Raw genomic sequence first — 20,289 nt, forward strand, 5'->3', positions numbered from 1 at the left:
GTGGGCGCCTCGTCCGAGCCGGACGCGATGACGCCGAAGGCGCCCGCGCGGGTGATGTCCCGGGCGACGTGCGGACCGATCGGGAACCACGGCGACCGGGTCGCGACGGAGGACGACCCCGCGCATCGCGGCGAACAGCACCCCCGGCAGGACGGAGATCCTGGACCGGCGGAGCCGACGCCTGCCCCGTGGCGGGGGTCGTGGGCGTCCAGGGTGCCGGGGTCGTCCACCGGAAACCCGACCCCGGCCGCGGCCTGCCGGGGTCGAGCCGCGAGTGCGGCAGCGCGCGCGGCTCGACGCCGGTGGGTGGCCCGCGCGCGTTCAGGACGGGTGCTGGACGTGGTGCTCCCCCTCGTGACTGGTCTGATCCGGTCCCACCGAACGGCGCCGCCGTCGCGTCGGCGAAACCTCTGTGGACCGCCTGTTCACGAGGCCGCCGGGACCACCCGCGACGCGACGGCCGCCGGTGGTGCGGGCGCACGGTTCCACGGCATCCGGGACCACGGCAGGGCCATGTCGCCCAGGTCGCCGATCTGGTGGGGCCGCAACCGGCCGAGCGGTTCGGCCTGCCGGTGCCGGGAGTAGGCGGCGTCGACGTAGCGGTGCCCGGTGTCGGGGGCGAGGAACACGACGTGCCGCTCGGGGGCCGACCGCCGTTCCCAGCGGGCCGCCAGGTAGGCCGCGCCCGCCGACAGGCCCGCGAAGACGGCGTGGTCGCGCAGCAGCGCGACGCTGCCCGCCAGCGCGGCGTCGAACCCGACCCAGTGCAGGGTGTCGTAGAGCGCGTGGTCCACGTTGGCGAACGGGATCGAGCTGCCGATGCCCGCGATGATGATCTCGGGGTCCCGCACGTGCTCGCTGCCGAACGTGACGCTGTCGAACGGCTGCACCCCGACCAGCGTGGTGTCGGGATCGGTCTCGCGGAGGAAGCGGGCGAGCGCGCCGGTCGAGGCGCCCGTGCCGACGCCGCCGACGAGGGTCAGCGCGGCGGTGCCCAGCTCGTGTCGCAGGAGGTCCGCGATCGGCCGGTAGCCGAGGTAGTGGGTGTCGTCGTGGTACTGCCGCATCCAGTGGTGGCGCGGGTTGTCGCGCAGGATCTCCCGCACGCGCGCCACGCGGCGGCTCTGGTCGAGCTTGAGGTCGGGTGTGGGCGGCATCGGTTCCACGGTGGCGCCCAGGACCTCGAGCTGCACGCGCAGCGTCGTGTCCACCGTGGTGGAGGCGACGATGTGGCACTTGAGGCCGTGGCGGTGGCACGCCAGGGCGAGGGCGTGGGCGTAGATGCCGCTGGAGCTGTCCACGAGGGTGTCGCCCCGCGCGACCTCGCCCCGGTCGAGCAGGTGCCGCACGGCGGTGAGCGCCGAGGCGACCTTCATGGTCTCGAAGCGCACGCAGGTGGTGCGCTCGTCCAGGCGCAGCAGCGCGGGGCGGCTGAGCGCGTCGGTGATGTGGTGGTCCACGTCGTACCTCGGTCCGTCAGGAGTGGGCGCGGTAGCGGTACAGGACTGTTTCCTCGGCGCTGAACTGGGAGAACGGGAACGGTTCCGCGGACAGCGCGGTCACGCCCGCGCCGAGGAAGTGGCGGGCGACGGCGCTGCCGGTCTGGGCGTAGACCACCAGCGGGACGCCCCGGTCGCGGCAGGTCGCCAGGATCTCGTCGAAGGTGCCGTTGCCGATGGTCATCCCGGTGGCCACGACGGCGTCGGCGACGTCGAGCACCTGCCGCATGTCGGTGGTCACCGGGTCGCCCCACTGGGTGGTGCGCAGCACCAGGTCGCACGGCAGGCACTCGGCTCCGCGCTCGCGGATGGCCGCGACGAGGGGGTTGACCACGCCGATGAGGGCCACCTTCGCGCCGGGCGGCACGTCGAGCAGCCCGGCCACGGCGGCGTCCCTGGCCGCGGCCCTGGTCTCCGGTGTCCCGGCGGGCAGGACCACGCGCTCGGCGCCGGAGTCGCGGTGGGGGCGGGCGTGGGCGAGGTAGGCGTCGAGCACGGCGACGCGCACGGGAGCGGGCGCGTCGGCGAGCAGGTCGGCCACGGAGGCGCCGGAGGCCTCGGCGCACAGGGCGGGGTCGACCTCGCCGTCGGCGAACGCGCAGCCGCCGATCGCGGTGCCGACGCGGGCCAGCACGTACTGGTTGCGGTAGGTGGTGCCGCCGCCCGCGAGCCTGGTGCCGTGGTGCACCCAGAACACGCTGGTGGCGGCGGTCGTCCTCGGATCGGGTCCGTGGACGCCCGCGCGCACGGATGCGACGAGTTCGTCCACTGCGGTCGTTGCGGTCACGCTGTCCCCCTGGTGGGTCCGAACGGGAATGTGGTGGGCACGGGCGGTGCGGTCAGCGCGCGGGGCCGCGGTAGGCGACGGCGAGGCGGCCCGCGTCGTCGCGGTCGACGTCGGCGTCCACCTCGAACACCTCCCGCAGCAGTTCGCGCGTGAGCACCCGCTCCGCGGAGCCGTCGGCGACGACGGTCCCGCCGTGGAGCAGCACGAGCCGGTCGCAGTAGCGCGCGGCCAGTGCGAGGTCGTGCAGGGCGATGACCACCGTCTGCCGCGTCGAGGCGACCAGCTCCAGCAGTTCGAGCTGGTGGCGCACGTCGAGGTGGTTGGTGGGCTCGTCGAGCAGCAGGCCCCACGTGCGCTGCGCCAGCGCGCGGGCGAGGTGGGTGCGCTGCCGTTCGCCGCCGGAGAGCCGGGTCCACGGCCGGTCGGCCAACCCCGTCAGGTCGAGGCGGTCGAGCGCGGCGGCGGTGATCGCGCGGTCGGTGGCGTCGGGCGCCCGCCACGGCGAACCGTGCGCGGTGCGGCCCAGCACCACGACCTCGCCGACGGTGAGGTCGCTGTCGGTGTCGGCGGTCTGCTCGACGAACGCCACGTGGCGGGCCCTGGTGCGCGCGGACCACCCGGCGATGTCGGTGCCGTCGTAGCGGACCCCTCCCCCGGTCGGCGCGCGCAGTCCGGCCAGGCAGCGCAGCAGCGAGGACTTGCCCGATCCGTTGGGGCCGATGAGCCCCACCGTCTCGCCCGGCTCCACCACCAGGTCGACGTCGCGCACGATGGTGCGGCCCGGCACGCCCCAGCTCAGGTGCCGCGCCTCGATCCTCACAGCTCACCCCGCTTGCGCAGGATCAGCAGGAACAGCGGGACGCCGAGCAGCGCGGTGAACACGCCCACCGGCACCTCCAGCGGAGCGAACGCCACGCGCGCCAGCGCGTCGGTCCACACCAGGAACGTCGCGCCCACCACCGCGGACAGCGGCAGCAGGACCCGGTGCAGGGGCCCGACCAGGAAGCGGACGCCGTGCGGCACGATCAGCCCCACGAACCCGATGGCGCCCACCGCCGCGACGGCGACGGCGGTCAGCAGCGAGGTCGTCACCAGCAGGACCATCCGCACGGTGCGCACGTCCACGCCCAGCGACGTGGCGGTGTCCGCGCCGAAGGCGAACCCGTCCAGGGCGGGCGAGTGCAGCCACACGACGAGGAGGCCGACGGCGCAGGCGAGCGCGCACAGCACGACCGACTGCCAGCGGGCCGGTGCCAGCGAGCCGAGCAGCCAGTGGGTCAGGGCGCGGGTGCTGTCGGCGTCACCGGAGGACATCAGGATCAGCGAGGTGATGGCGGTGAACAGCTGCCCGACCACGACGCCGGTCAGCACGATGCGCACCGAGTCCAGGCCGCGGCGGCGCAGCAGGAACACCAGCAGCGCGAACGACACCAGTGCCCCGAGGAACGCGCCGCCGGTCATCCCCAGGTGCGAACCGGCGAACCCGAGGAGCACCACGACCACCGCCCCGGTGGACGCGCCGGAGGACACGCCCAGCAGGTACGGGTCGGCCAGGGCGTTGCGCGTCACGCTCTGGAGCGCCGCGCCGCAGACCGCCAGCGCGGCCCCGACGAGGGCGGCCAGCAGCACCCTGGGCACCCGCAGGTCCCAGATCAGCGAGTCGGCCAGCCTGGGCAGCGGCGGCACGGGCAGGCCGAGCCGGGCGCCGACCGCGCGGCCGATCTCGTCCCACCCCATCCCGCCGCCGAGGCCGACGCGCACGGCGGCCACCAGCGACACCGCCAGGACGAGCAGGGACAGCAGCAGCACGGCCACCCGGCGGCCACCGCCGGAACCCGGTGCGGCCACGGAGGACGGCGTGACCTCCGGCTCCACGGCGGGGTCGAGGAGCCCCGCGCGATCAGCCACGGGAGGTGATCTCGTCGAGCCGGGTGGTGAAGGTGCGCAGGGCGTTCACCGTGCGCACGGAGGGGTCCATCTCGATGCCGGGCAGTTCGACGACCTTCCCGTCGCGCAGGGCGGGCAGCTGCGACACCGCGGGGTGCTCGCGCATCATCGCGAGCTTCTCCGCCGCGCTGTCACCGGGGTTGCCGCGCTCGGACAGGTCGCCGATCACGACGACGTCGGGCCCGCGCGCGGCGATCTCGTCCCACGAGACCTCCGGCCACTCCTGGTCGACGTCGTCGAAGACGTTGTCGACCCCGGCCAGCGCGCTCATGTGGCTGGCCATGCCGCTCTTGCCCGCCACGTAGGGGATTCCGTTGTAGACGGAGTACACCCACACGACCTTGAGCCCGGCCGGGCGCTCCTCCCCCGCGGCACGGGCCTGGTCCACGACCGCGCGCTGGTCGGCCACCAGCTTCCCCGCCTGCTCGGAGACCCCCAGTGCCCTGCCCAGGTCGGTGAAGTCGCGGAACATCCGCTCGAACGGCTCGGTCTCACCGTCCGGGCAGTTGACCGCGCTGACGAACGTGGGCACGCCGAGCTGCTCCAGCTCGTCGCGCGTGCCCGCGCGGTCGGCGGTGAACAGCTCCTTGAACGACGCCACGACCAGGTCGGGATTGGCCGCCCGCAACGGTTCCGCGGTCAGGACCTTCGGCGACAGCACCGGGATCCTCCCGTACGCCTCGGCGTACTGCGGCGACACCCTGGTCTTGAGGTTGGCGGTGCCGACGACGCGGTCCCCCACTCCCAGCGCCAGCAGCGTTTCCGTGGACGACTGGTCCAGGGCGACCACGCGTTCCGGCGCGCCGTCGAAGGTGAGCCGCTTCCCGCAGCTCTCGACCTCGACCGCCCCGGAGGACGCGGCGGTGCTCGGGGCGTTCTCCGGTGTGGCGCACGCGGCGGCCAGCACCGCTGCGGCGAAGACGGACATCAACCGGGCAGAACGTGACATGGACCCCTCCGCTGCTCAACATCGACTCCGCTACCCTGAATGATAATCATTTCCAAATCAAGCCCCAGCGAAGAGGAGTCCGTGTGGCGCACGACGCAGTCCCGACCGAGGCGAGGTCCGCATCGGTGTTGCGAAGCCCGTCCTTCCTCCGGCTCTGGACGGGCACCACGGCGTCCGGCATCGCCACGTGGGCGCTGCCGTTCATCCTCGGCCTGGCGGTGCTCGACCGGTCGATCACCGCGGTGGAACTGGGCGTCGTGCTCGCCGCCCGCACCCTCGGCTTCCTCGCCGCCGTCCCCGTCGCGGGCGTGCTGGCCGACCGGCACGACCGGCGGCGGGTGGTGCTGTGGGCGGGCCTGGTCGCCGGGCTCGCGGCACCGGTGATCGCCGCGGGCGTGGGCCGGTCGGTCGTGCTGATGGCCGTGGCCGCCGCGGTCGTCGGCGCCGGGCAGGGCGCCTGCCGACCCGCGTTCCAGGCCCTGACCGCCGAGGTCGTCGCCGAGGACCAGCGGCAGCAGGCCAACGCGGCGCTCACCCTCTCCGTGCGGGTCACCACGCTCGTGGCCCCAGGGCTCACCGCGCTGCTGGCCGTCTTCGTCGACACGCGGGTGCTGCTGCTCGCCACCGGCGTGCTGTGGCTGGGCGCCGCGCTCATCCCCCCGGCGGGCACGGGCAGGCCGCGGACCGAGCCGGACGGCGCCGGAACGCGCTTCACCGCCGACTTCCTCGACGGCATCGCGGAAGCCCGCAGGCACCCGTGGTTCCTGGCCGGGCTGGGCGCGCTCACCGCCGTGATCGCCACCGGCTACTCCGCGACCGGCGTGGTGCTGCCCCTGGTGAGCCGGGACCGCTACGGCACCGAGGCCGTGCTCGCCTCCGCCCTCACCGCCTACACCCTCGGCGCGCTCGTCGGCGCGGTCCTCGTGGCCCGCTGGAAGCCCCGCGCGCAGGGGTGGGCCGCCCTCGCGGGCCTGGCCTGCTACGGGTTCGCGCCGCTGAGCCTGCTGCTGCCCGTCCCGGCCGCGGTGGTCGTCGCCGCCTACGTCCTGGCGGGCCTGGGGATCGAGCTGTTCAACGTGCCGTGGTTCACCGCCACGCAGCGCGAGGTCGACCCCCGGATGCTGGCGCGGGTGTCCTCATTGGACTTCCTGATGTCCTACGGCCTGGCCCCCGTCGGCCTGGCCCTGATCGCCCCCGCCATCGCCCACTTCGGCCCGGAACCGGTGCTCGCGGTGTGCGCGGTCATCTGCTTCGCCGCACCGGCCGCGGCGGCACTCGTGCCGTCCTCACGCGGTTTCCGCGCGGTGCGGTGACCGCCGCGCGCGGACCGTCCCCCAGGCGACGAGCGCCGCGGCGGCGGTCGCGAGCAGCAGGCTCGCGACCGTGACCGCCTCGCGGAACTCCGCGGTCTGGCGAGGACTCCAGTCCGACGCGGCGATGTCGCCGGTGAACAGGGCCGCGAGAACGGTGCCCGTGACGGCGATGGCGACGCCGGAGGTGACCTGGGAGGCGGTGTCGACGAGCGCCGCGCCGATCGTGGTGCGGTTCTCCGGCAGGCCGCGGAGCACGGTGACGCCCGCGACGACACCGACCACGCGCATCCCGGCGGCCACGAGCACGAGCGAGAGGGCGACCCACGCGTACCCGAACCTGCCCAGCAGGCCGTGGACGACGAGCCCGGACACGACCGCCGCGGCGCTGAGCCACGCCGCGCGGTCGAGTCCGACCCGCCGCACGACCGGACCGACGACCGCCCCGCCCGCGATGAGGACGACGACCTGCGGCAGCATCCCGAGCGCGGCGAGCGCGGGCGTCCACCCCCAGTCGAGCTGGAGCTGGAGCGTCACCACGTAGCCGAGGCAGGCGGTGGCCAGCCCGGCCGCGGCCTTGAACGCCAGGCCGCTGGAGACCAGGGGATGGGCGACGAGGGCGAGGTCGAGCATCGGGTGGCGCACCGTGCGCTCGCGCAGGACGAAGAGCACCGCCGCCACGACGGCCGCCGCCGCGACCGCCCACGGGGCCGCGGATCCGGCGCCGTCGTCGACGAACAGCGTCGGCGCGACGAGCGCGAGCACGACCGCCGCCGTGCCCAGCAGCGCGCCGACGCCGTCCACCGGGTCGCGGTGGAGGTCGGCGGCGGCGTCCGGGGCGATGCCCGCCCGGACGCCGACGATCGCCAGCAGGGCGATCGGGACGTTCACCAGCAGCAGGGCCTGCCACGGCGCGACGGTGAGCACGAACCCGCCCGCGGTCGGGCCGAGCGCGAGCCCGACCAGCCCCACCGTCGAGATCAGGGTCGTCGCCCGGACGCGGAGGCCGTCGTCGGTGAACAGCCGGAACGCCAGCGCCAGCGACCCCGGCGTCGTCATGGCGGCGGCGACCCCCATCGCGACCCGGACGGCGATGAGCTGGTCCGCGGTGGCGACGAAGGCGGTCGCCGACGAGGCCGCGGCCAGCAGGACGAGTCCGACGAGCATCGTCCGGCGCCTGCCGAACCGGTCGGACAGGGCGCCGAACGCGAGCATCAGGCCGCCGAACACGACGGCGTACGCGCCCGTGACCCACTGGAGCGCGGTCGTCGAGGCGTGCAGCTCGCGTCCGATCGTGGGCAGCGCGACGGTGAGGATCGAGTTGTCGAGCATCTCGACGAGGAAGACCGCGGACAGCCCCGTCAGGGCCACCCACGCCTCTCCGAGTGAACGCGGGGACCGACCCGCGACCTGGTTGGGCACAGGGGACTTCCCGTCTGGTCGCGGGCGAGGGCCGCCGCTCCGGGGCGGCCCTCGCCGGATGAGAATGGCCCTGGTCCGATCCGAGGGCCCGCCACGTAAGTTACGTGACTAAGTTTATTCACACAAGGAAGTGGGGCCTCATGCCCAGGACCGGGAAGCGGGGTGGGCCGCAGACGCGCGCCCGGATCTCCGAGGTCGCGACGCGGGTGTTCCTGGAGCGCGGGTTCGACGCGGTCACGGTCGCCGAGGTCGCGCGGGAGGCCGGGGTGTCGAGCGTGACGGTCTTCAACCACTTCCCGCGCAAGGAGGACCTCCTCCTGGACCGCGTGGGCGACGCCGTCGACCTCCTGCGCTCGGCGGTGCGCGACCGCGCCCCCGGCACCGACGTGCTGACGGCCCTGCGCGCGACGACCGTCGACCTCGTCGACACCCGGCACGCGCTGTCCGGCGTCAAGGACGGGTCGGCCCCGTTCTACCGGACCGTGGCGGCCTCGCCCGCGCTCCTCGCGCGAACCAGGGAGATCGCCGCCGAACTCCAGGCCGTCCTCGCCGAGGAGCTGGAGCGCGACGAGGCCTTCGACGGCGACGGCACCCTGCTCGCCGCCTTCTTCACCGCCGGCTACGGCACCGTGGTGGTGGGGACCGCGCGCCGCCTCATCGCGGGCGAACCGCCTGCCGCCGTGGTGGACGACCACCGCGCACGCCTCGCCCGGCTGTTCGACGCCCTGCGCGACGGGCTCGGCCCCCGAGCCTGAGAGCGGGGGCCGAGCCGCTCAGACGTGCGCGCGCAGCAGCGGAACGCGGCGGTCGCGGGCGTAGGAGACGACCTCGCGGACCTCGTCCGTGGTGTGGATGCGCACCGACACCGTGTCGAACTCGCGCGCGGCCACCTTGAGCGGCCAGCCCCGCATTCCCGGTGCGGGGACGTGGAGGAACCACTGCCCCTCGCCCAGCTCTTCCGCCGCCACCGTGGACTCGTTCTCGATCATCCGCGCACGCTAGCAACGAGCACCGACAGAAACCGCTTCCCCCGCTCACGGTCGACGTTCGCCGAGGTCAGGGGCTTTCGGTGAACGTCGCGGCCGTTCTGGCGAACCGCTCGGCCAGGCGCGCGCAGGCCCGCGCCAGCTCCGGCGGGCCGACCACCTCGACGTCGGCGTCGAAGCGGGCGACGGCGGCGGCCAGGCTCGGCCACGACCAGGAGCCGAGGGTGAGCGCGCAGCGGTCGGGGCCGATCTCCTCCACGACGCCGTCGCGGGTGTGGAGCGCCACCGTGGCGGCGGGCAGGTCGAGCACGACCGTCCCCCGGCACGGCCAGTCGCCGGAGTCGTCGGCGGAGCCCCGGAAGCGGCTGGTGACGAAGGTGGTCACGTCGCCTCCCGGCAGCGCCCTGGGGGTGAAGCGGGGCCCGTTGGGCGTGCGCGGGACCATGCGGTCGACGCGGAACGTGCGCCAGTCCGCGCGGTCGAGGTCCCACGCCACCACGTACCACCGGCCTGCCAGGGTGACGACGTGGTGCGGCTCGGCCCGGCGCGGCGGACCGTCCTCGGTGCCGTAGTCGAAGCGCAGCACCTCGTGCGCACGGGCCGCGGCGCTGATCGCCAGCAGCGCGCCCCCGTCGACCGGCCCGGCGGGCCTGCTGCCCGGTTGGTCGACCGAGCTGACCCGCAGGGCGTCGACCCGGTTGCGCAGCCGGGCGGGCAGGACCTGGCGGATGGTGTTCAGCGCCCGAGCGGCGGCGTCCGCGAGGCCGTCGCCGGGCCTGGTGGCGGCGACCTGGAGCGCGACGGTGAGGGCGACGGCCTGCTCGTCGTCGAACAGCAGCGGCGGCAGTTCGGTGCCCGCGCCGAGCCGGTAGCCGCCGTCGGGCCCCTTGACCGCGGCGATGGGGTAGCCGAGTTCGCGCAGCCGGTCGACGTCGCGGCGCACGGTGCGCAGGCTGATGTCGAGCCGGTCGGCCAGCAGGGTGCCCGGCCAGTCGCGGCGGGTCTGCAACAGCGACAGCAGGGCCAGCAGGCGGGCGGAGGTCTTCGGCATGAATCCCAGTGTGCCGCGGTAGGTGCCACAACCTGTCACCTACCGCTGCGAGCCTTGCTCCTGTCACCGAAGAACACCGACAGGAGTCATCGTGAGCATCACCACCACCGTCCACCTGAACTTCCAGGACGAGGCCCGCGCGGCGCTGGAGTTCTACCAGTCCGTCTTCGGTGGGCGGCTCGTCGCGTTCACCAACGCCCAGGCGGGTCACGTCCAGCACCCGGCGGACGCCGACCGGATCACGTGGGGCGAGGTCCGGGCGGACAACGGCTTCCACGTCATGGCCTACGACGTGCGCGAGGGGCAGTCGCACGACGTGGGTGACCGGTCGTTCTTCGTGTCCGTGCGCGGCCAGGACGTCGACGAGGTCACCGGCTACTGGAAGGGCCTGTCCGACGGCGCCACCGTCGTCGAGGACCTCGGCCCGGCGGGCTGGTCCCCGCTCTACGGGATGCTGACGGACCGCTTCGGCGTCACCTGGGTCCTCGACGTGGCCGTCGAGCGGGCGGGCTGATCCGCGCGGGTGCGCGGCACGCGTGCCGCGCACCCGCGACGGCTACCCGTCCCGGCGGGTGCCGTCCCAGCCGGACGTCCGCAGCCAGTCCTCGAAGGACAGCAGGCCGGGGTGCAGGTCGCGCAGGGCGGGCAGGTCCCGGTCCAGCCCGACGAGGTCGCGGGTCGCGAAGAACTCGAACATCGCCGCGAAGTCGTGGCCGAAGTCCGGGTCGCCCGCCCGCACCGCGTCGAGCGGAACCGGGACGTACGCCGCGGGCGTCCCGGTGACCCGCTCGAACGCGGCGGCGATCTGCTCGCCCGTCAGGCTGTCGGCCGCCACGGCCAGGTCCCGCCCGCCCCACGTCTCCCACCGGTCGAGGACGTGGACCGCGAACCAGGCGATGTCGTCGAGCCCGATCAGCGGGTACCTCCCGCTGCCGAGCGGGATCTCGAACAGCAGCCCCTCGCGGCCGTCGGGCAGCCGACCGGGCCGCGGGGCGAGCCGCGACGGGAAGTTCTCGAAGTAGGGCGCCGTGGTCAGCACGGACACGTGCCGCGAGTACCAGCCGTCGGTCTCCCGCCTCATCACCTCGTCCGAGCGCCGCAGGCCGATGTGCGCCGCGACGGCGCCCTTGCCGTCGTAGTGCGGCACCGGCAGCCTGCCGCCGGTGAGCACGGCGGCGTGGTCGAGGGAGGACCAGACGAAGCGGTCGACGTTCGCCGCGCGCGCCGCGTCGAGGATCGCGAGGCCCTGCTCGTACTCGCCCACCACGGAGCCGGTGGAGAAGAAGTCGGTGTTGCAGAACACCGCGTCGACCAGCTCCAGTCCCTCGTGGAGGGTCGCGGGGTCGCCGACGTCGCCGCGGAGCAGCCGGACCCGGCCGCCGCCCAGGTCCGCCAGGCGTTCCGCCCTCGGCGAGTCGGGGTCGCGGGTGAGGACGAGGACGTCGTCGGAGGTGGCCTCCAGCAGGCGGAGCACCACACTGCCGCCCATCGCCCCGGTGCCGCCGATGACAAGCGCTTCGCTCATGGTGCTGTTCGATTCCCCTCTGGTGGTCGCGAGGGCCCCGTGGCCCGGTCGCACCGCCCATCCTGGCGATCGTCGACACCGGCCGACATTGGCCGGGAAGACAACCGTGGTAAAAATCCGGCCATGCCCCATCGCGTCGCCGTCCTCGCGCTGGACGGCGCCAAGCCGTTCGACCTCGGCATCCCCGCGCAGGTGCTCGGACACGCCTTCGCCCCGTCGGGCGCGCCGCTGTACGAGGTCACGACCTGCTCCCTCGGCGGCAGACCCGTCACCACGAGCCAGGACTTCGTCCTCGACGTCCGCAACGACGAGTCGGCGCTGACCACCGCGGACACCGTCGTCATCGCGACGCAGGACCGCGACCGGGACCTGCCGGGGCCGGGCGGGCTGAGCGACGAGCTGGCCGCCGCGCTGGTGGGCATCGCCCCGACGACGAGGGTGATCAGCCTGTGCACCTCGGCGTTCGTGCTCGCCGCGTCCGGGATGCTCGACGGGCAGGGCGCGACCACGCACTGGGCGCTGTGCGAGGAGTTCGCCCGCCGCTTCCCGCTGGTCGACGTGAACCCCGGCGTGCTGTTCGTCGACAACGGCCGCGTCCTGACCTCGGCGGGCGCGGCGGCGGGCATCGACCTGTGCCTGCACGTCGTGCGCCGCGACCACGGGGCGGCCGTCGCCAACGCCACCGCGCGCCGGTGCGTCGTCGCCCCCTGGCGCGAGGGCGGACAGGCCCAGTTCATCGAGCGCCCGCTGCCCGCGCACGGCGACGCCTCGACGTCGGCCACCCGCCGGTGGGCCCTCGACCGGCTCGCCGAGCCGCTGGCCCTGGCCGACCTCGCCCGGCACGCGAACATGAGCGTCCGCACCCTGACCCGGCGGTTCCGGACCGAGGTCGGGCTGTCCCCGCAGCAGTGGGTGGTCCAGCGGCGGGTCGACCACGCCCGCCTGCTGCTGGAGTCGACCCGGTTGAGCGTCACCGAGATCGCCCACGCCTCGGGCTTCGCCGACCCCGTGCTGCTGCGCAAGCACCTGCGGACGGCGGTCGGCCTCACCCCGAACGCCTACCGGCGGGCGTACTCGTCCACCCCGCCCGCCCCCGAGAACACCTGACGGTCCTCAGCCCGCGGGCGCGACGGCCGCCCGGACGCACTCGCGCAACAGCGCCCGACGACGGTCGTGCGCCTCGGCGGGCTCGTCGGCGGTGGCCGCGTAGACGTTGCTCACCGGCGACCACGCCATCGACATCGCGATCACCACCGCCATCAGGTCGAACGGATCCCCCGCACGCACCAACCCCGCCGCCTGCGCCTCCGCGATGGCCCGCAGCTTGCCGTCGTCGAGGCGGTCGACGTGCTCGACGAGGTGGCCGGTGGGCCGACGCTCCAGACGCGCCCACGTGGCGAGCCGGATGAGGTCCGGGCGACGCAGGTACTCGTCGTAGAGGCGCACGGCCCAGTCCGCGAGGTCGGTGGCGTCGATGGGGACGACGTTGACGATCCGCTCCAGCGAGCCGTGGAAGATCGCGTCGAACAGCCCTTCCTTGCTGCCGAAGTAGGCGTAGAGCTGGGCCTTGTTGGTGTTCGCCGCGACGACGACCCGCTCGATGCGGGCCCCGGCGATGCCGTGCTCGGCGAACTCGCGGGTGGCGACGTCGACGATGCGCTGCCGCGTGGCCGCGCCGCGGGCGGTCAGGTGCCGGTCGGACATGGCCACACCCTACAGACAGAACAGTTGGTTTGCTTTTCCCCCGAACCTGACCTAGCTTCTGAACAAACCGAACAGTCTGTTTGAGGAGAGCTCATGAGGAGCACCACCGGCTGGCGGGCGAACGGCCCGACGACCGACCTGCACCGGGTCTCGATCCCCCGCCGCGACCTCAGGCGCGACGACGTGGCGGTGCGCGTGGACTTCTGCGGCGTCTGCCACAGCGACCTGCACGCCGTCCGCTCGCTGCCCGAGGACGGGCCGGGGCTCGTGCCCGGCCACGAGTTCACCGGCGTGGTGACCGAGACCGGCCCGGACGTGACCCGCTTCCGCGTCGGCGACCCCGTCGCCGTCGGCAACATCGTCGACTCCTGCGGCGCGTGCCCGATGTGCGAGGCGGGCCAGGAGAACTTCTGCCGCGACTTCCCCACGCTGACCTACGGCGGCACCGACCGCCACGACGGGTCGACGACGCTGGGCGGCTACGCCCGCGAGTACGTGGTCCGCGACCGGTTCACCCACCCCCTGCCCGCCGGGCTGGACCCGGCCGCCGCGGCGCCCCTGCTGTGCGCCGGGATCACGGTGTGGGAGCCGCTGCGCGCGCTCGGCGTGGGGCCGGGCACCCGCGTCGCGGTGAGCGGCCTCGGCGGGCTGGGCCACCTCGCGGTCAAGTTCGCCGCGGCGCTGGGCGCCGAGGTGGCGGTGATCAGCCGGTCGGCGGACCGCACGGCCGAGGCTGCCCGGCTCGGCGCCCACGACCTCGTCGTCTCCTCCGACCCCGGCCGGATGGCCGCGGCCCGCGACCGGTTCGACGTCGTGATCGACACCATCCCCGTCCCCCACGACGTCAAGCCCTACCTGGGACTGCTCGCCCTGGACGGCACCCTCAGCCACCTGGGCAACCTCGGCCCCGTCACCGTGGAGGCGCTCGACCTGCTCATCGGCCGCAAGAAGCTCAGCTCGGCGGGCAGCGGCGGCCTGCCCGCCACCGCCGAGATGCTCGACTTCTGCGCGGCCCGCGGCATCACCGCCGACGTCGAGGTGCTCCCGTCCGCGCGGGTGGCCGACGCCCTCGACCGCCTCGACCGCAACGACGTCCGCTACCGCTTCGTCCTCGACCTGTCCGACCTGTCCTGAGCGGAGCGCTCAGGCGGCCGGCCGCGGTCGCGCAGCTCCGGGAGCCGCTCGAAGCCCGCCGACCGGTAGGTGGCGACGGCGCCTGCGTTGGCGCTCGGGGTGCAGACGACCGCGCTCGACGACCCCAGTTCGCGCAGCGCCGCCGCCGCGGCGACGGTGATCGCGCGGCCGTGACCGCGGCCCCGGTGGTCGCGGTGCACGCCCATCGGCTCCAGCAGGCCCGGCCTGCCGGGACCGGCCGACCACACCGTCACCGCGGCCACCGCGTCGCCCCGCTCGTCGAGGGCGATCAGGCACCGGGCGTCGGCGTAGAGCGGCCCGGCCGCCATCGCGCGCCAGCTCGCGTCGGTGAACGTCGACCCGTCGAACGACGCCCGCTGCACGGCGGTCCGCTCGGCCACCCGCTCCGGCCCGACCACCTCGATCCGCACGCCGGGGTCCTCCACCGGCTCCGCGAGGTCCCGGCGCAGCGGCGTCCACGGCTCGGCGGCCGTCCAGCCCTCCAGGGCCAGCAGGTCCCGGACCAGGGCGTTCCTCGGCGCTTCGACGGCCTCGGGCACACCGCACCCCTGGCCGGTCAGGTCCTCGGCCAGCCGCCGCGCCAGCTCCTCGTCCCGCTGGACGTCGGGTGCGGTCGTCAGCCGCACCAGCCCCGGCCCGTCGAGCAGCCCGACGGCGACGACCCGCCCGTCGCGGCTCCAGGTCCGGACCGCCGCGGCCGTCGCCCCCGGGCCGAACCGCCAGAACCAGCCCAGGTCCCCAGGGTGCAGCTGCACCGGCGTCCCCTCGTGCTGCCACTCCCGCAGCGCGTCCACGACCGCGCCCAGCCCGTCGACCCCCGGCTCACCCACCACGATCGCCACGCCCGCGATCACACACCACCGCCCCGACGGTCCGCACGCGGTTTTCCGGCGGCCTCACCTCACCGCGGCGGTGGACGCGTGGGCCCCGGAGGCGGTCCCGCGGACCGCGTACCCGGCTTCCGCGCACCCGACCGCCCCGTGCCCCGCCGTCACTTCCGCACCAGCAGGTAGGCCTGCGGCGTCTTCTCCGAGGCCTCCGGCTCGCGCACCAGGCGGGCGTTCAGGGTGAACCCCGCCTCCACCAGCAGCTCCTCGACCACCGCGGGCGGGAGCCGGTGGGCGTTCAGGTCGACGTCGTGGCCGTAGCCGCGGGTGACGTGCACGGTCTCGTCGCCGACCTGGAACGCGAGCAGGAGGTGACCGCCGGGCGCGAGGACGCGGTGGAACTCGGCGAACACCGCGGGCAGCAGGTCCCTCGGCACGTGGATGATCGAGTACCACGCCACGAGCCCGCCCAGGCCGTCGGCGGGCAGGTCCAGCTCCAGCATCGAGCCGACCTCGAACCGCAGGTGCGGGTACGCCCGCCGGGCCACCTCGACCATCCCCGGCGACAGGTCCACGCCGAACGCGTCCAGGCCGAGGCCGTGCAGGTGCTCGGTGACCCGGCCGGGACCGCAGCCGATGTCGCCCACCGGACCGCCGGTGACGTGCTCGGCGAACACGCCGAGCATCGCGCGGTCCACCGGGCCGCGCTCCGCCAGGTCGCCGACCAGCTCGGCGTAGTCGACGGCGACGGTGTCGTAGGAGGTCCTGGTGTCGCGGAGGAAGTCCGGTTCGGTCACGGGCCAGCACCCTAGGCCACCGCCGGATGGACCAGGATCACGGTCATGGCACCCGCGATCGACCCGGTGGAGCTGACCGTCGGCGGCCTCCTGCTGCGACCGCCCGACGCGCGCGAGGCCGCCGACGCGCTGGCGATGGCCCGCGACCCGGAGACGGCCCGCTGGAACCCCGTGTCCTCGGTGGTGGACCTGGCGAGCGCGCGGGAGTGGTGCGAGCGGCTCGCGGACTGGTCGAGCGGCGACCACGCGACGTTCTCGGTGCTCGACGCGGGCACCGGGCGGCTGCTGGGCAACGTGTCGCTGCACGAGCTCGACCTCGGCAGGTCGAGCGGGGAGATGGGCTACCGGGTCGCGCCGTGGGCCCGTGGGCGCGGCGTCGCGACGGCGTCGGTGCGGGTGGTGACGGACTGGGCGTTCGCGGCGCTGGGGCTGCGCCGGGTGCAGCTGTTCCACGCGGTCGCGAACGGGGCGTCGTGCCGGGTGGCGGTGAAGGCGGGCTACCCGACCGAGGGAACGCTGCGGTCGGGATCGGTGTACGGGGACGGCCTGCGCCACGACGAGCACCTGCACGCGCGGGTGGCGGAGGAGCCCGGCCGGGGCGAGTGCTGACGGCGTTATGCCCACGCTGTGGAAAAACCGGGGTTCAGAGCGGGCACCCCGGACCATAATCGGGGGTATGGGAAAGATCTACGACCGGATCGACGGCAGGCTGCGGGAGTTCATCGAGGCGCAGCCGGTCTTCTTCACCGGCACCGCTCCGCTGACCGGCGACGGGTTCGTCAACGTCTCCCCCAAGGGCAGGTCGGGGTCGCTGCGGGTGCTCGACGAGCAGACGGTGGCCTACCTGGACTTCGGCGGCAGCCACGCCGAGACCATCGCCCACCTGCGGGAGAACGGTCGGATCACGCTCATGTGGTGCGCGTTCACCGGGCCGCCGAACATCGTGCGGGTGCACGGCACGGGGGTGCCGGTGTTCCGCGACGACCCGCGCTTCGCCGAACTGGTCGCCGGGTTCGGCGACGCGGACGCGCCGGGGCTGCGGGCGGTCGTCGTGGTGACCGCGCGGCAGATCAGCGACACGTGCGGGTTCGCGGTGCCGTTCATGGACTACCGCGAGGAGCGGACGCTGCACGCGGAGTACTTCGGCCGCAAGTCCGACGAGGAGTTCCGCGCCTACTGCGAGGGCAAGGACTTCAACGGCGTGAGCATGGACGGGCTGCCCGCCCTGCCGCTGCCCGTACCGCCGAGGGCCCCGTGATGACGATCCGCGACCTGGACAGCGCCCGCCGCGCCGAGCACAACGGCGTGCCCATGGCGTTCGTGTTCTTCTGGGGGCCGAAGTCGGCGGGCGACCTGGGCTCGGAGTGCCTGAGCCAGTGGTTCGAGTCGCCGTTCGACGTCGAGGGCACGACGTACGCGACCGCCGAGCACTTCATGATGGCGGGCAAGGCGCGGCTGTTCGGCGACGAGCAGGCCGCCGAGCGCGTGATGACCGCGCGCACGCCCGCCGAGGCGAAGAACATCGGCAGGCAGGTGCGCGGGTTCGACAGCGCCGTGTGGGACGCCCACCGGGTGGGGATCGTGGTGGCGGGGAACGTCGCGAAGTTCGGCGCGGACCCGGCGCTGCGGGACTTCCTGCTGCGCACGGGCGAGCGCGTGCTGGTCGAGGCCAGTCCGCTGGACCGGATCTGGGGCATCGGGCTGCGCGACGACGACGAGCGCGCGCTGACCCCGTCCACGTGGCGCGGCCTGAACCTGCTGGGGTTCGCGTTGATGACGGCGCGCGACGAACTCAGGGCCGCGCGCTAGACCGGTCGGGTTCATCCGTTCGTCCCACCGGACCTCACCCGGTCGGCCGCGTCCGGTTCCGACGGCGGCACGAGGGGGCCCGCGTCCCCTGAACGCGTGTCTCAGCGGGGTGAATCCGGAGATCTCCGGCCCGCTGGGGGTGGTGGACCGCGTCCGCCCAGTGGATCATCACGTTTGGGCCCCACGGTGACCAGGCTGTATCTACGCTTGTGGGACAGCCCGCGGGTGGTGAGGACGTGGTTGCGGCGGAAGGGGACCCCGATGACGGCCGTGGTCACCGCACCGACCTCGCGCCGGGTCACGGGGTTGGTGAAGAGCACACCGGGGCGGCTGAGCCTGATCGCCCTGCTGCTGGTCGCGGTCACCGTCGTCGTGGGCGCCCTCACCGCGTGGAGCGTGCAGACCCGCTCGGCCGCGCTGGAGGAGCTCGCGAACCGCAGCGAGCCGCTGAGCTTCGCCGCTCAGGAGGTCTACCGGTCGATGGCCGACGCCGACGCCACGGCGGCGTCGGCGTTCCTCTCGGGCGGCGTCGAGTCGCCCGCCCTGCGGTCCCGCTACGAGGCGGACATCGCGAAGGCCGCCGCGGCGCTGTCGACCGCGACCGGTGAGACGTCCCGCTCCCCCGAGGTCGGCACCGCGCTGTCGACCCTGGCGGGCCAGCTCCCGGTGTACACCGGGCTGGTCGAGACCGCGCGCACGCACAACCGGCAGGGCAACCCCGTCGGCGCCGCCTACCTGCGCGAGGCGTCCAGCCTGATGCGCGCCCAGCTGCTGCCCGCCGCGCAGGGCCTCTACCGCGCCGAGACGGCGAACGTGGTCCGCGACCAGGACAGCGCGGGCGGCGGCCCGTGGTCGGAGCTGCTGCTCGGCCTCGTCGCGCTCGCCTCGCTCGGCTTCGCCCAGTGGTACGTCACCCGCCGCTCCAACCGGGTGTTCAACGTCGGTCTGGTGGTCGCGACCGGGCTGGTGCTGGTGTCGCTGCTGTGGGTGAGCATCGCGAGCGCGGTCGTCGCGACCACCGTGTCCGACAGCCGGGAGAACGGGTCGGCCCAGGTCGACGTGCTGGCACGGGCCCGCATCGCCACGCTGACCGCGCGCGGCGACGAGACGCTGACGCTGGTGGCGCGCGGCAGCGGCGCGGCCTACGAGAAGCGCTACGGCGAGGTCTCGGGCGAGCTGGGCGAGCTGCTCGCCCGAGGCAGGTCGCTGGCCACCGCGCCCGCGGTGCGCGACGCGGTCACGTCCGCGGAGAAGAACTTCCAGGCCTGGCAGGAGGCCCACCGCCGGATCAGGGAGGCCGACGACAGCGGCGACTACACCACGGCGCTGGGCGCGGCGATCGGTCCCGACCAGGGCGGCGCGGCGGTGGCGTTCGACAACCTCGACCGCGACCTGGTCACCGCGATCACGCAGGCCCGCACCGCGTTCACCGGGTCGGTCGCCACCGCGCGGGGTGCGCTGACCGGCACGGTCGCCGTGGTGGCGCTGCTCGCGCTGGGCGCGGCGGCGGCGTCGGTGATGGGCGTGTGGCAGCGCCTGAAGGAGTACCGATGAGACGACTGGTGGTCCTGCTGCTGCTCCTGCTGTCGGCCGCGTGCGCGCCGGTGCCCAGTTCCGCGCCGGACATCACGGTCGGGTCGGCGGGCGCCCCCACGCCGGGGGACGCGGCCGAGGTCGGCGGGCCGCCGAGCAGCGCCGCGGCGGTGCCCCCGTGCGACGCGACGGCGAGCCTGCGGCCCTCCGGTCCGCTGCCGCAGCCGGGGGCGATGCCGCCGGGCTCGACGATGGAGAGGATCGCGGCGCGGGGCAGGCTCATCGCGGGCGTGGACCAGAACACCTACCTGATGGGGTTCCGCAACCCCGAGTCCGGCGCGATCGAGGGGTTCGACGTCGACATGGCCCGCGAGGTCGCGAAGGCGGTCTTCGGGGACCCGAACCGGATCCAGTTCAAGGTGCTGACCTCCGACCAGCGCATCCCGGCGCTGGAGCAGGGCGAGGTCGACGTCGTGGTGCGCACGATGACGATCAACTGCGAGCGGGCCCAGAAGGTCGCGTTCTCCAGCGTCTACTACCAGGCCGGGCAGCGGGTGCTGGCCGCGCGCGGGTCCGGCATCACCGGTCCGGACTCGCTCGGCGGCCGGAAGGTGTGCGCCACGAAGGGGTCCAGCTCGCTGGCGAACGTCGCGAACATCGCCTCGAAGCCGGTCGTGGTGGCCGTGGCGAACTGGACGGACTGCCTGGTGATGCTCCAGCAGGGGCAGGTGGACGCGGTGTCCACCGACGACACGATCCTCGCCGGGCTGGCCGCGCAGGACCCGTACACGGAGATGGTCGGCCCGCAGTTCACCCAGGAGCCGTACGGGATGGGCATCCCCAAGGCGAACGAGGACTTCGTCCGGTTCGTCAACGGGGTCCTGGAGCGCATCCGCTCCGACGGCACGTGGGCGGGGATCCACCAGCGGTGGCTGGGCGCGCTGGACCGCGGCGCCGCGCCACCCGCGGCGAAGTACCGGGACTGAGC

Annotated in this window: 22 protein-coding genes; 10 read left to right on the top strand and 12 right to left on the bottom strand. The window is 74.3% G+C overall.

The annotated features are described in order from the left end of the window. Positions 1-425 precede the first annotated feature (425 nt). The 5 genes from VFZ92_RS31015 to VFZ92_RS31035 are packed head-to-tail and all read right to left on the bottom strand — an operon-like array spanning position 426 to position 5,182. Positions 426-1,460, bottom strand: coding sequence for a pyridoxal-phosphate dependent enzyme (locus VFZ92_RS31015; protein WP_330879621.1), 1,035 nt, complete (start codon positions 1,458-1,460; stop codon positions 426-428). Positions 1,461-1,476: 16 nt separating this feature from the next. Continuing rightward, the gene (locus tag VFZ92_RS31020; RefSeq protein ID WP_330879622.1) at positions 1,477-2,286 is read right to left on the bottom strand and encodes a Rossmann-like domain-containing protein; all 810 of its coding nucleotides are present in this window, start codon (positions 2,284-2,286) and stop codon (positions 1,477-1,479) included. Between the two features lie 52 nt (positions 2,287-2,338). After that, the gene (locus VFZ92_RS31025; RefSeq protein ID WP_330879623.1) at positions 2,339-3,106 is read right to left on the bottom strand and encodes an ABC transporter ATP-binding protein; all 768 of its coding nucleotides are present in this window, start codon (positions 3,104-3,106) and stop codon (positions 2,339-2,341) included. Continuing rightward, positions 3,103-4,194, bottom strand: a complete 1,092-nt coding sequence (locus tag VFZ92_RS31030; RefSeq protein WP_330879624.1) for an iron ABC transporter permease — start codon at positions 4,192-4,194, stop codon at positions 3,103-3,105. The genes VFZ92_RS31025 and VFZ92_RS31030 overlap by 4 nt, the downstream gene beginning before the upstream one ends. Next, entirely contained in the window at positions 4,187-5,182 is a 996-nt protein-coding gene (locus tag VFZ92_RS31035; RefSeq protein ID WP_330879625.1) for a helical backbone metal receptor, read from the bottom strand. Before VFZ92_RS31035 ends, VFZ92_RS31030 begins: the two co-directional genes overlap by 8 nt. A 125-nt stretch (positions 5,183-5,307) precedes the next feature. On the opposite strand from VFZ92_RS31035, the gene VFZ92_RS31040 reads away from it, so the two are divergent. Continuing rightward, positions 5,308-6,495, top strand: coding sequence for an MFS transporter (locus tag VFZ92_RS31040; RefSeq protein WP_330879626.1), 1,188 nt, complete (start codon positions 5,308-5,310; stop codon positions 6,493-6,495). Here the strand turns inward: VFZ92_RS31040 and VFZ92_RS31045 are convergent. Beyond that, the gene (locus tag VFZ92_RS31045; RefSeq protein ID WP_330879627.1) at positions 6,469-7,863 is read right to left on the bottom strand and encodes an MFS transporter; all 1,395 of its coding nucleotides are present in this window, start codon (positions 7,861-7,863) and stop codon (positions 6,469-6,471) included. The two genes, VFZ92_RS31040 and VFZ92_RS31045, sit on opposite strands and share 27 nt — an antisense overlap. Positions 7,864-8,054: 191 nt before the next feature. Between VFZ92_RS31045 and VFZ92_RS31050 the strand changes: the two genes are divergently transcribed. Beyond that, positions 8,055-8,669 carry a TetR/AcrR family transcriptional regulator gene (locus VFZ92_RS31050; protein WP_330879628.1) on the top strand — a complete coding sequence of 205 codons (615 nt, stop codon included), beginning with the start codon at positions 8,055-8,057 and terminating at the stop codon, positions 8,667-8,669. A gap of 18 nt (positions 8,670-8,687) precedes the next feature. On the opposite strand, the gene VFZ92_RS31055 is transcribed toward VFZ92_RS31050, so the two are convergent. Continuing rightward, positions 8,688-8,903, bottom strand: coding sequence for a hypothetical protein (locus VFZ92_RS31055; protein ID WP_330879629.1), 216 nt, complete (start codon positions 8,901-8,903; stop codon positions 8,688-8,690). Between the two features lie 67 nt (positions 8,904-8,970). Further along, entirely contained in the window at positions 8,971-9,951 is a 981-nt protein-coding gene (locus VFZ92_RS31060; protein ID WP_330879630.1) for a helix-turn-helix transcriptional regulator, read from the bottom strand. A 91-nt stretch (positions 9,952-10,042) separates the two neighbouring features. Here VFZ92_RS31060 and VFZ92_RS31065 point away from each other — a divergent pair, with 91 nt between their 5' ends. Continuing rightward, positions 10,043-10,465, top strand: a complete 423-nt coding sequence (locus VFZ92_RS31065; protein WP_330879631.1) for a VOC family protein — start codon at positions 10,043-10,045, stop codon at positions 10,463-10,465. 42 nt (positions 10,466-10,507) lie between these two features. On the opposite strand, the gene VFZ92_RS31070 is transcribed toward VFZ92_RS31065, so the two are convergent. After that, positions 10,508-11,476, bottom strand: a complete 969-nt coding sequence (locus tag VFZ92_RS31070; RefSeq protein WP_330879632.1) for an NmrA/HSCARG family protein — start codon at positions 11,474-11,476, stop codon at positions 10,508-10,510. 123 nt (positions 11,477-11,599) lie between these two features. Between VFZ92_RS31070 and VFZ92_RS31075 the strand changes: the two genes are divergently transcribed. Next, positions 11,600-12,583 carry a GlxA family transcriptional regulator gene (locus VFZ92_RS31075; RefSeq protein WP_330879633.1) on the top strand — a complete coding sequence of 328 codons (984 nt, stop codon included), beginning with the start codon at positions 11,600-11,602 and terminating at the stop codon, positions 12,581-12,583. A gap of 6 nt (positions 12,584-12,589) precedes the next feature. Here the strand turns inward: VFZ92_RS31075 and VFZ92_RS31080 are convergent, their stop codons facing one another. Then, positions 12,590-13,180 (bottom strand): TetR family transcriptional regulator, encoded by a 591-nt coding sequence (locus VFZ92_RS31080; RefSeq protein WP_330879634.1) that lies wholly within the window; start codon positions 13,178-13,180, stop codon positions 12,590-12,592. 93 nt (positions 13,181-13,273) lie between these two features. On the opposite strand from VFZ92_RS31080, the gene VFZ92_RS31085 reads away from it, so the two are divergent. Next, complete coding sequence (locus VFZ92_RS31085) at positions 13,274-14,314, top strand: NAD(P)-dependent alcohol dehydrogenase (protein ID WP_330879635.1); 1,041 nt, start codon at positions 13,274-13,276, stop codon at positions 14,312-14,314. Here the strand turns inward: VFZ92_RS31085 and VFZ92_RS31090 are convergent. Both VFZ92_RS31090 and VFZ92_RS31095 read right to left on the bottom strand, forming a co-directional pair. Next, the gene (locus VFZ92_RS31090; RefSeq protein WP_330879636.1) at positions 14,278-15,177 is read right to left on the bottom strand and encodes a GNAT family N-acetyltransferase; all 900 of its coding nucleotides are present in this window, start codon (positions 15,175-15,177) and stop codon (positions 14,278-14,280) included. The two genes, VFZ92_RS31085 and VFZ92_RS31090, sit on opposite strands and share 37 nt — an antisense overlap. A gap of 149 nt (positions 15,178-15,326) precedes the next feature. Continuing rightward, positions 15,327-15,959, bottom strand: a complete 633-nt coding sequence (locus VFZ92_RS31095) for a class I SAM-dependent methyltransferase (protein ID WP_330879637.1) — start codon at positions 15,957-15,959, stop codon at positions 15,327-15,329. 45 nt (positions 15,960-16,004) lie between these two features. Between VFZ92_RS31095 and VFZ92_RS31100 the strand changes: the two genes are divergently transcribed. The 5 genes from VFZ92_RS31100 (at position 16,005) to VFZ92_RS31120 (ending at position 20,287) form a co-directional block, all read left to right on the top strand. After that, the gene (locus tag VFZ92_RS31100; RefSeq protein WP_330879638.1) at positions 16,005-16,568 is read left to right on the top strand and encodes a GNAT family N-acetyltransferase; all 564 of its coding nucleotides are present in this window, start codon (positions 16,005-16,007) and stop codon (positions 16,566-16,568) included. Between the two features lie 67 nt (positions 16,569-16,635). Beyond that, entirely contained in the window at positions 16,636-17,217 is a 582-nt protein-coding gene (locus tag VFZ92_RS31105) for a pyridoxamine 5'-phosphate oxidase family protein (RefSeq protein WP_330879639.1), read from the top strand. Next, positions 17,217-17,768 (top strand): NADAR family protein, encoded by a 552-nt coding sequence (locus VFZ92_RS31110; RefSeq protein WP_330879640.1) that lies wholly within the window; start codon positions 17,217-17,219, stop codon positions 17,766-17,768. Before VFZ92_RS31105 ends, VFZ92_RS31110 begins: the two co-directional genes overlap by 1 nt. A 261-nt stretch (positions 17,769-18,029) precedes the next feature. Further along, positions 18,030-19,322 (top strand): hypothetical protein, encoded by a 1,293-nt coding sequence (locus tag VFZ92_RS31115; protein WP_330879641.1) that lies wholly within the window; start codon positions 18,030-18,032, stop codon positions 19,320-19,322. After that, on the top strand, positions 19,319-20,287 hold the full coding sequence (locus VFZ92_RS31120) for a glutamate ABC transporter substrate-binding protein (RefSeq protein WP_330879642.1): 969 nt from the start codon (positions 19,319-19,321) through the stop codon (positions 20,285-20,287). Before VFZ92_RS31115 ends, VFZ92_RS31120 begins: the two co-directional genes overlap by 4 nt. Positions 20,288-20,289: the final 2 nt, after the last annotated feature.

The organism is Umezawaea sp., from assembly GCF_036375055.1.
Lineage (GTDB): Bacteria > Actinomycetota > Actinomycetes > Mycobacteriales > Pseudonocardiaceae > Umezawaea.

Bases quoted from the DNA above. Each gene is read 5' to 3' on its own strand.
- VFZ92_RS31035 (WP_330879625.1), bottom strand. From the start codon at position 5,182: ATGTCACGTTCTGCCCGGTTGATGTCCGTCTTCGCCGCAGCGGTGCTG.
- VFZ92_RS31050 (WP_330879628.1), top strand. From the start codon at position 8,055: ATGCCCAGGACCGGGAAGCGGGGTGGGCCGCAGACGCGCGCCCGGATC.
- VFZ92_RS31055 (WP_330879629.1), bottom strand. From the start codon at position 8,903: ATGATCGAGAACGAGTCCACGGTGGCGGCGGAAGAGCTGGGCGAGGGG.
- VFZ92_RS31060 (WP_330879630.1), bottom strand. From the start codon at position 9,951: ATGCCGAAGACCTCCGCCCGCCTGCTGGCCCTGCTGTCGCTGTTGCAG.
- VFZ92_RS31070 (WP_330879632.1), bottom strand. From the start codon at position 11,476: ATGAGCGAAGCGCTTGTCATCGGCGGCACCGGGGCGATGGGCGGCAGT.
- VFZ92_RS31075 (WP_330879633.1), top strand. From the start codon at position 11,600: ATGCCCCATCGCGTCGCCGTCCTCGCGCTGGACGGCGCCAAGCCGTTC.
- VFZ92_RS31080 (WP_330879634.1), bottom strand. From the start codon at position 13,180: ATGTCCGACCGGCACCTGACCGCCCGCGGCGCGGCCACGCGGCAGCGC.
- VFZ92_RS31085 (WP_330879635.1), top strand. From the start codon at position 13,274: ATGAGGAGCACCACCGGCTGGCGGGCGAACGGCCCGACGACCGACCTG.
- VFZ92_RS31100 (WP_330879638.1), top strand. From the start codon at position 16,005: ATGGCACCCGCGATCGACCCGGTGGAGCTGACCGTCGGCGGCCTCCTG.
- VFZ92_RS31105 (WP_330879639.1), top strand. From the start codon at position 16,636: ATGGGAAAGATCTACGACCGGATCGACGGCAGGCTGCGGGAGTTCATC.
- VFZ92_RS31110 (WP_330879640.1), top strand. From the start codon at position 17,217: ATGACGATCCGCGACCTGGACAGCGCCCGCCGCGCCGAGCACAACGGC.
- VFZ92_RS31115 (WP_330879641.1), top strand. From the start codon at position 18,030: ATGACGGCCGTGGTCACCGCACCGACCTCGCGCCGGGTCACGGGGTTG.
- VFZ92_RS31120 (WP_330879642.1), top strand. From the start codon at position 19,319: ATGAGACGACTGGTGGTCCTGCTGCTGCTCCTGCTGTCGGCCGCGTGC.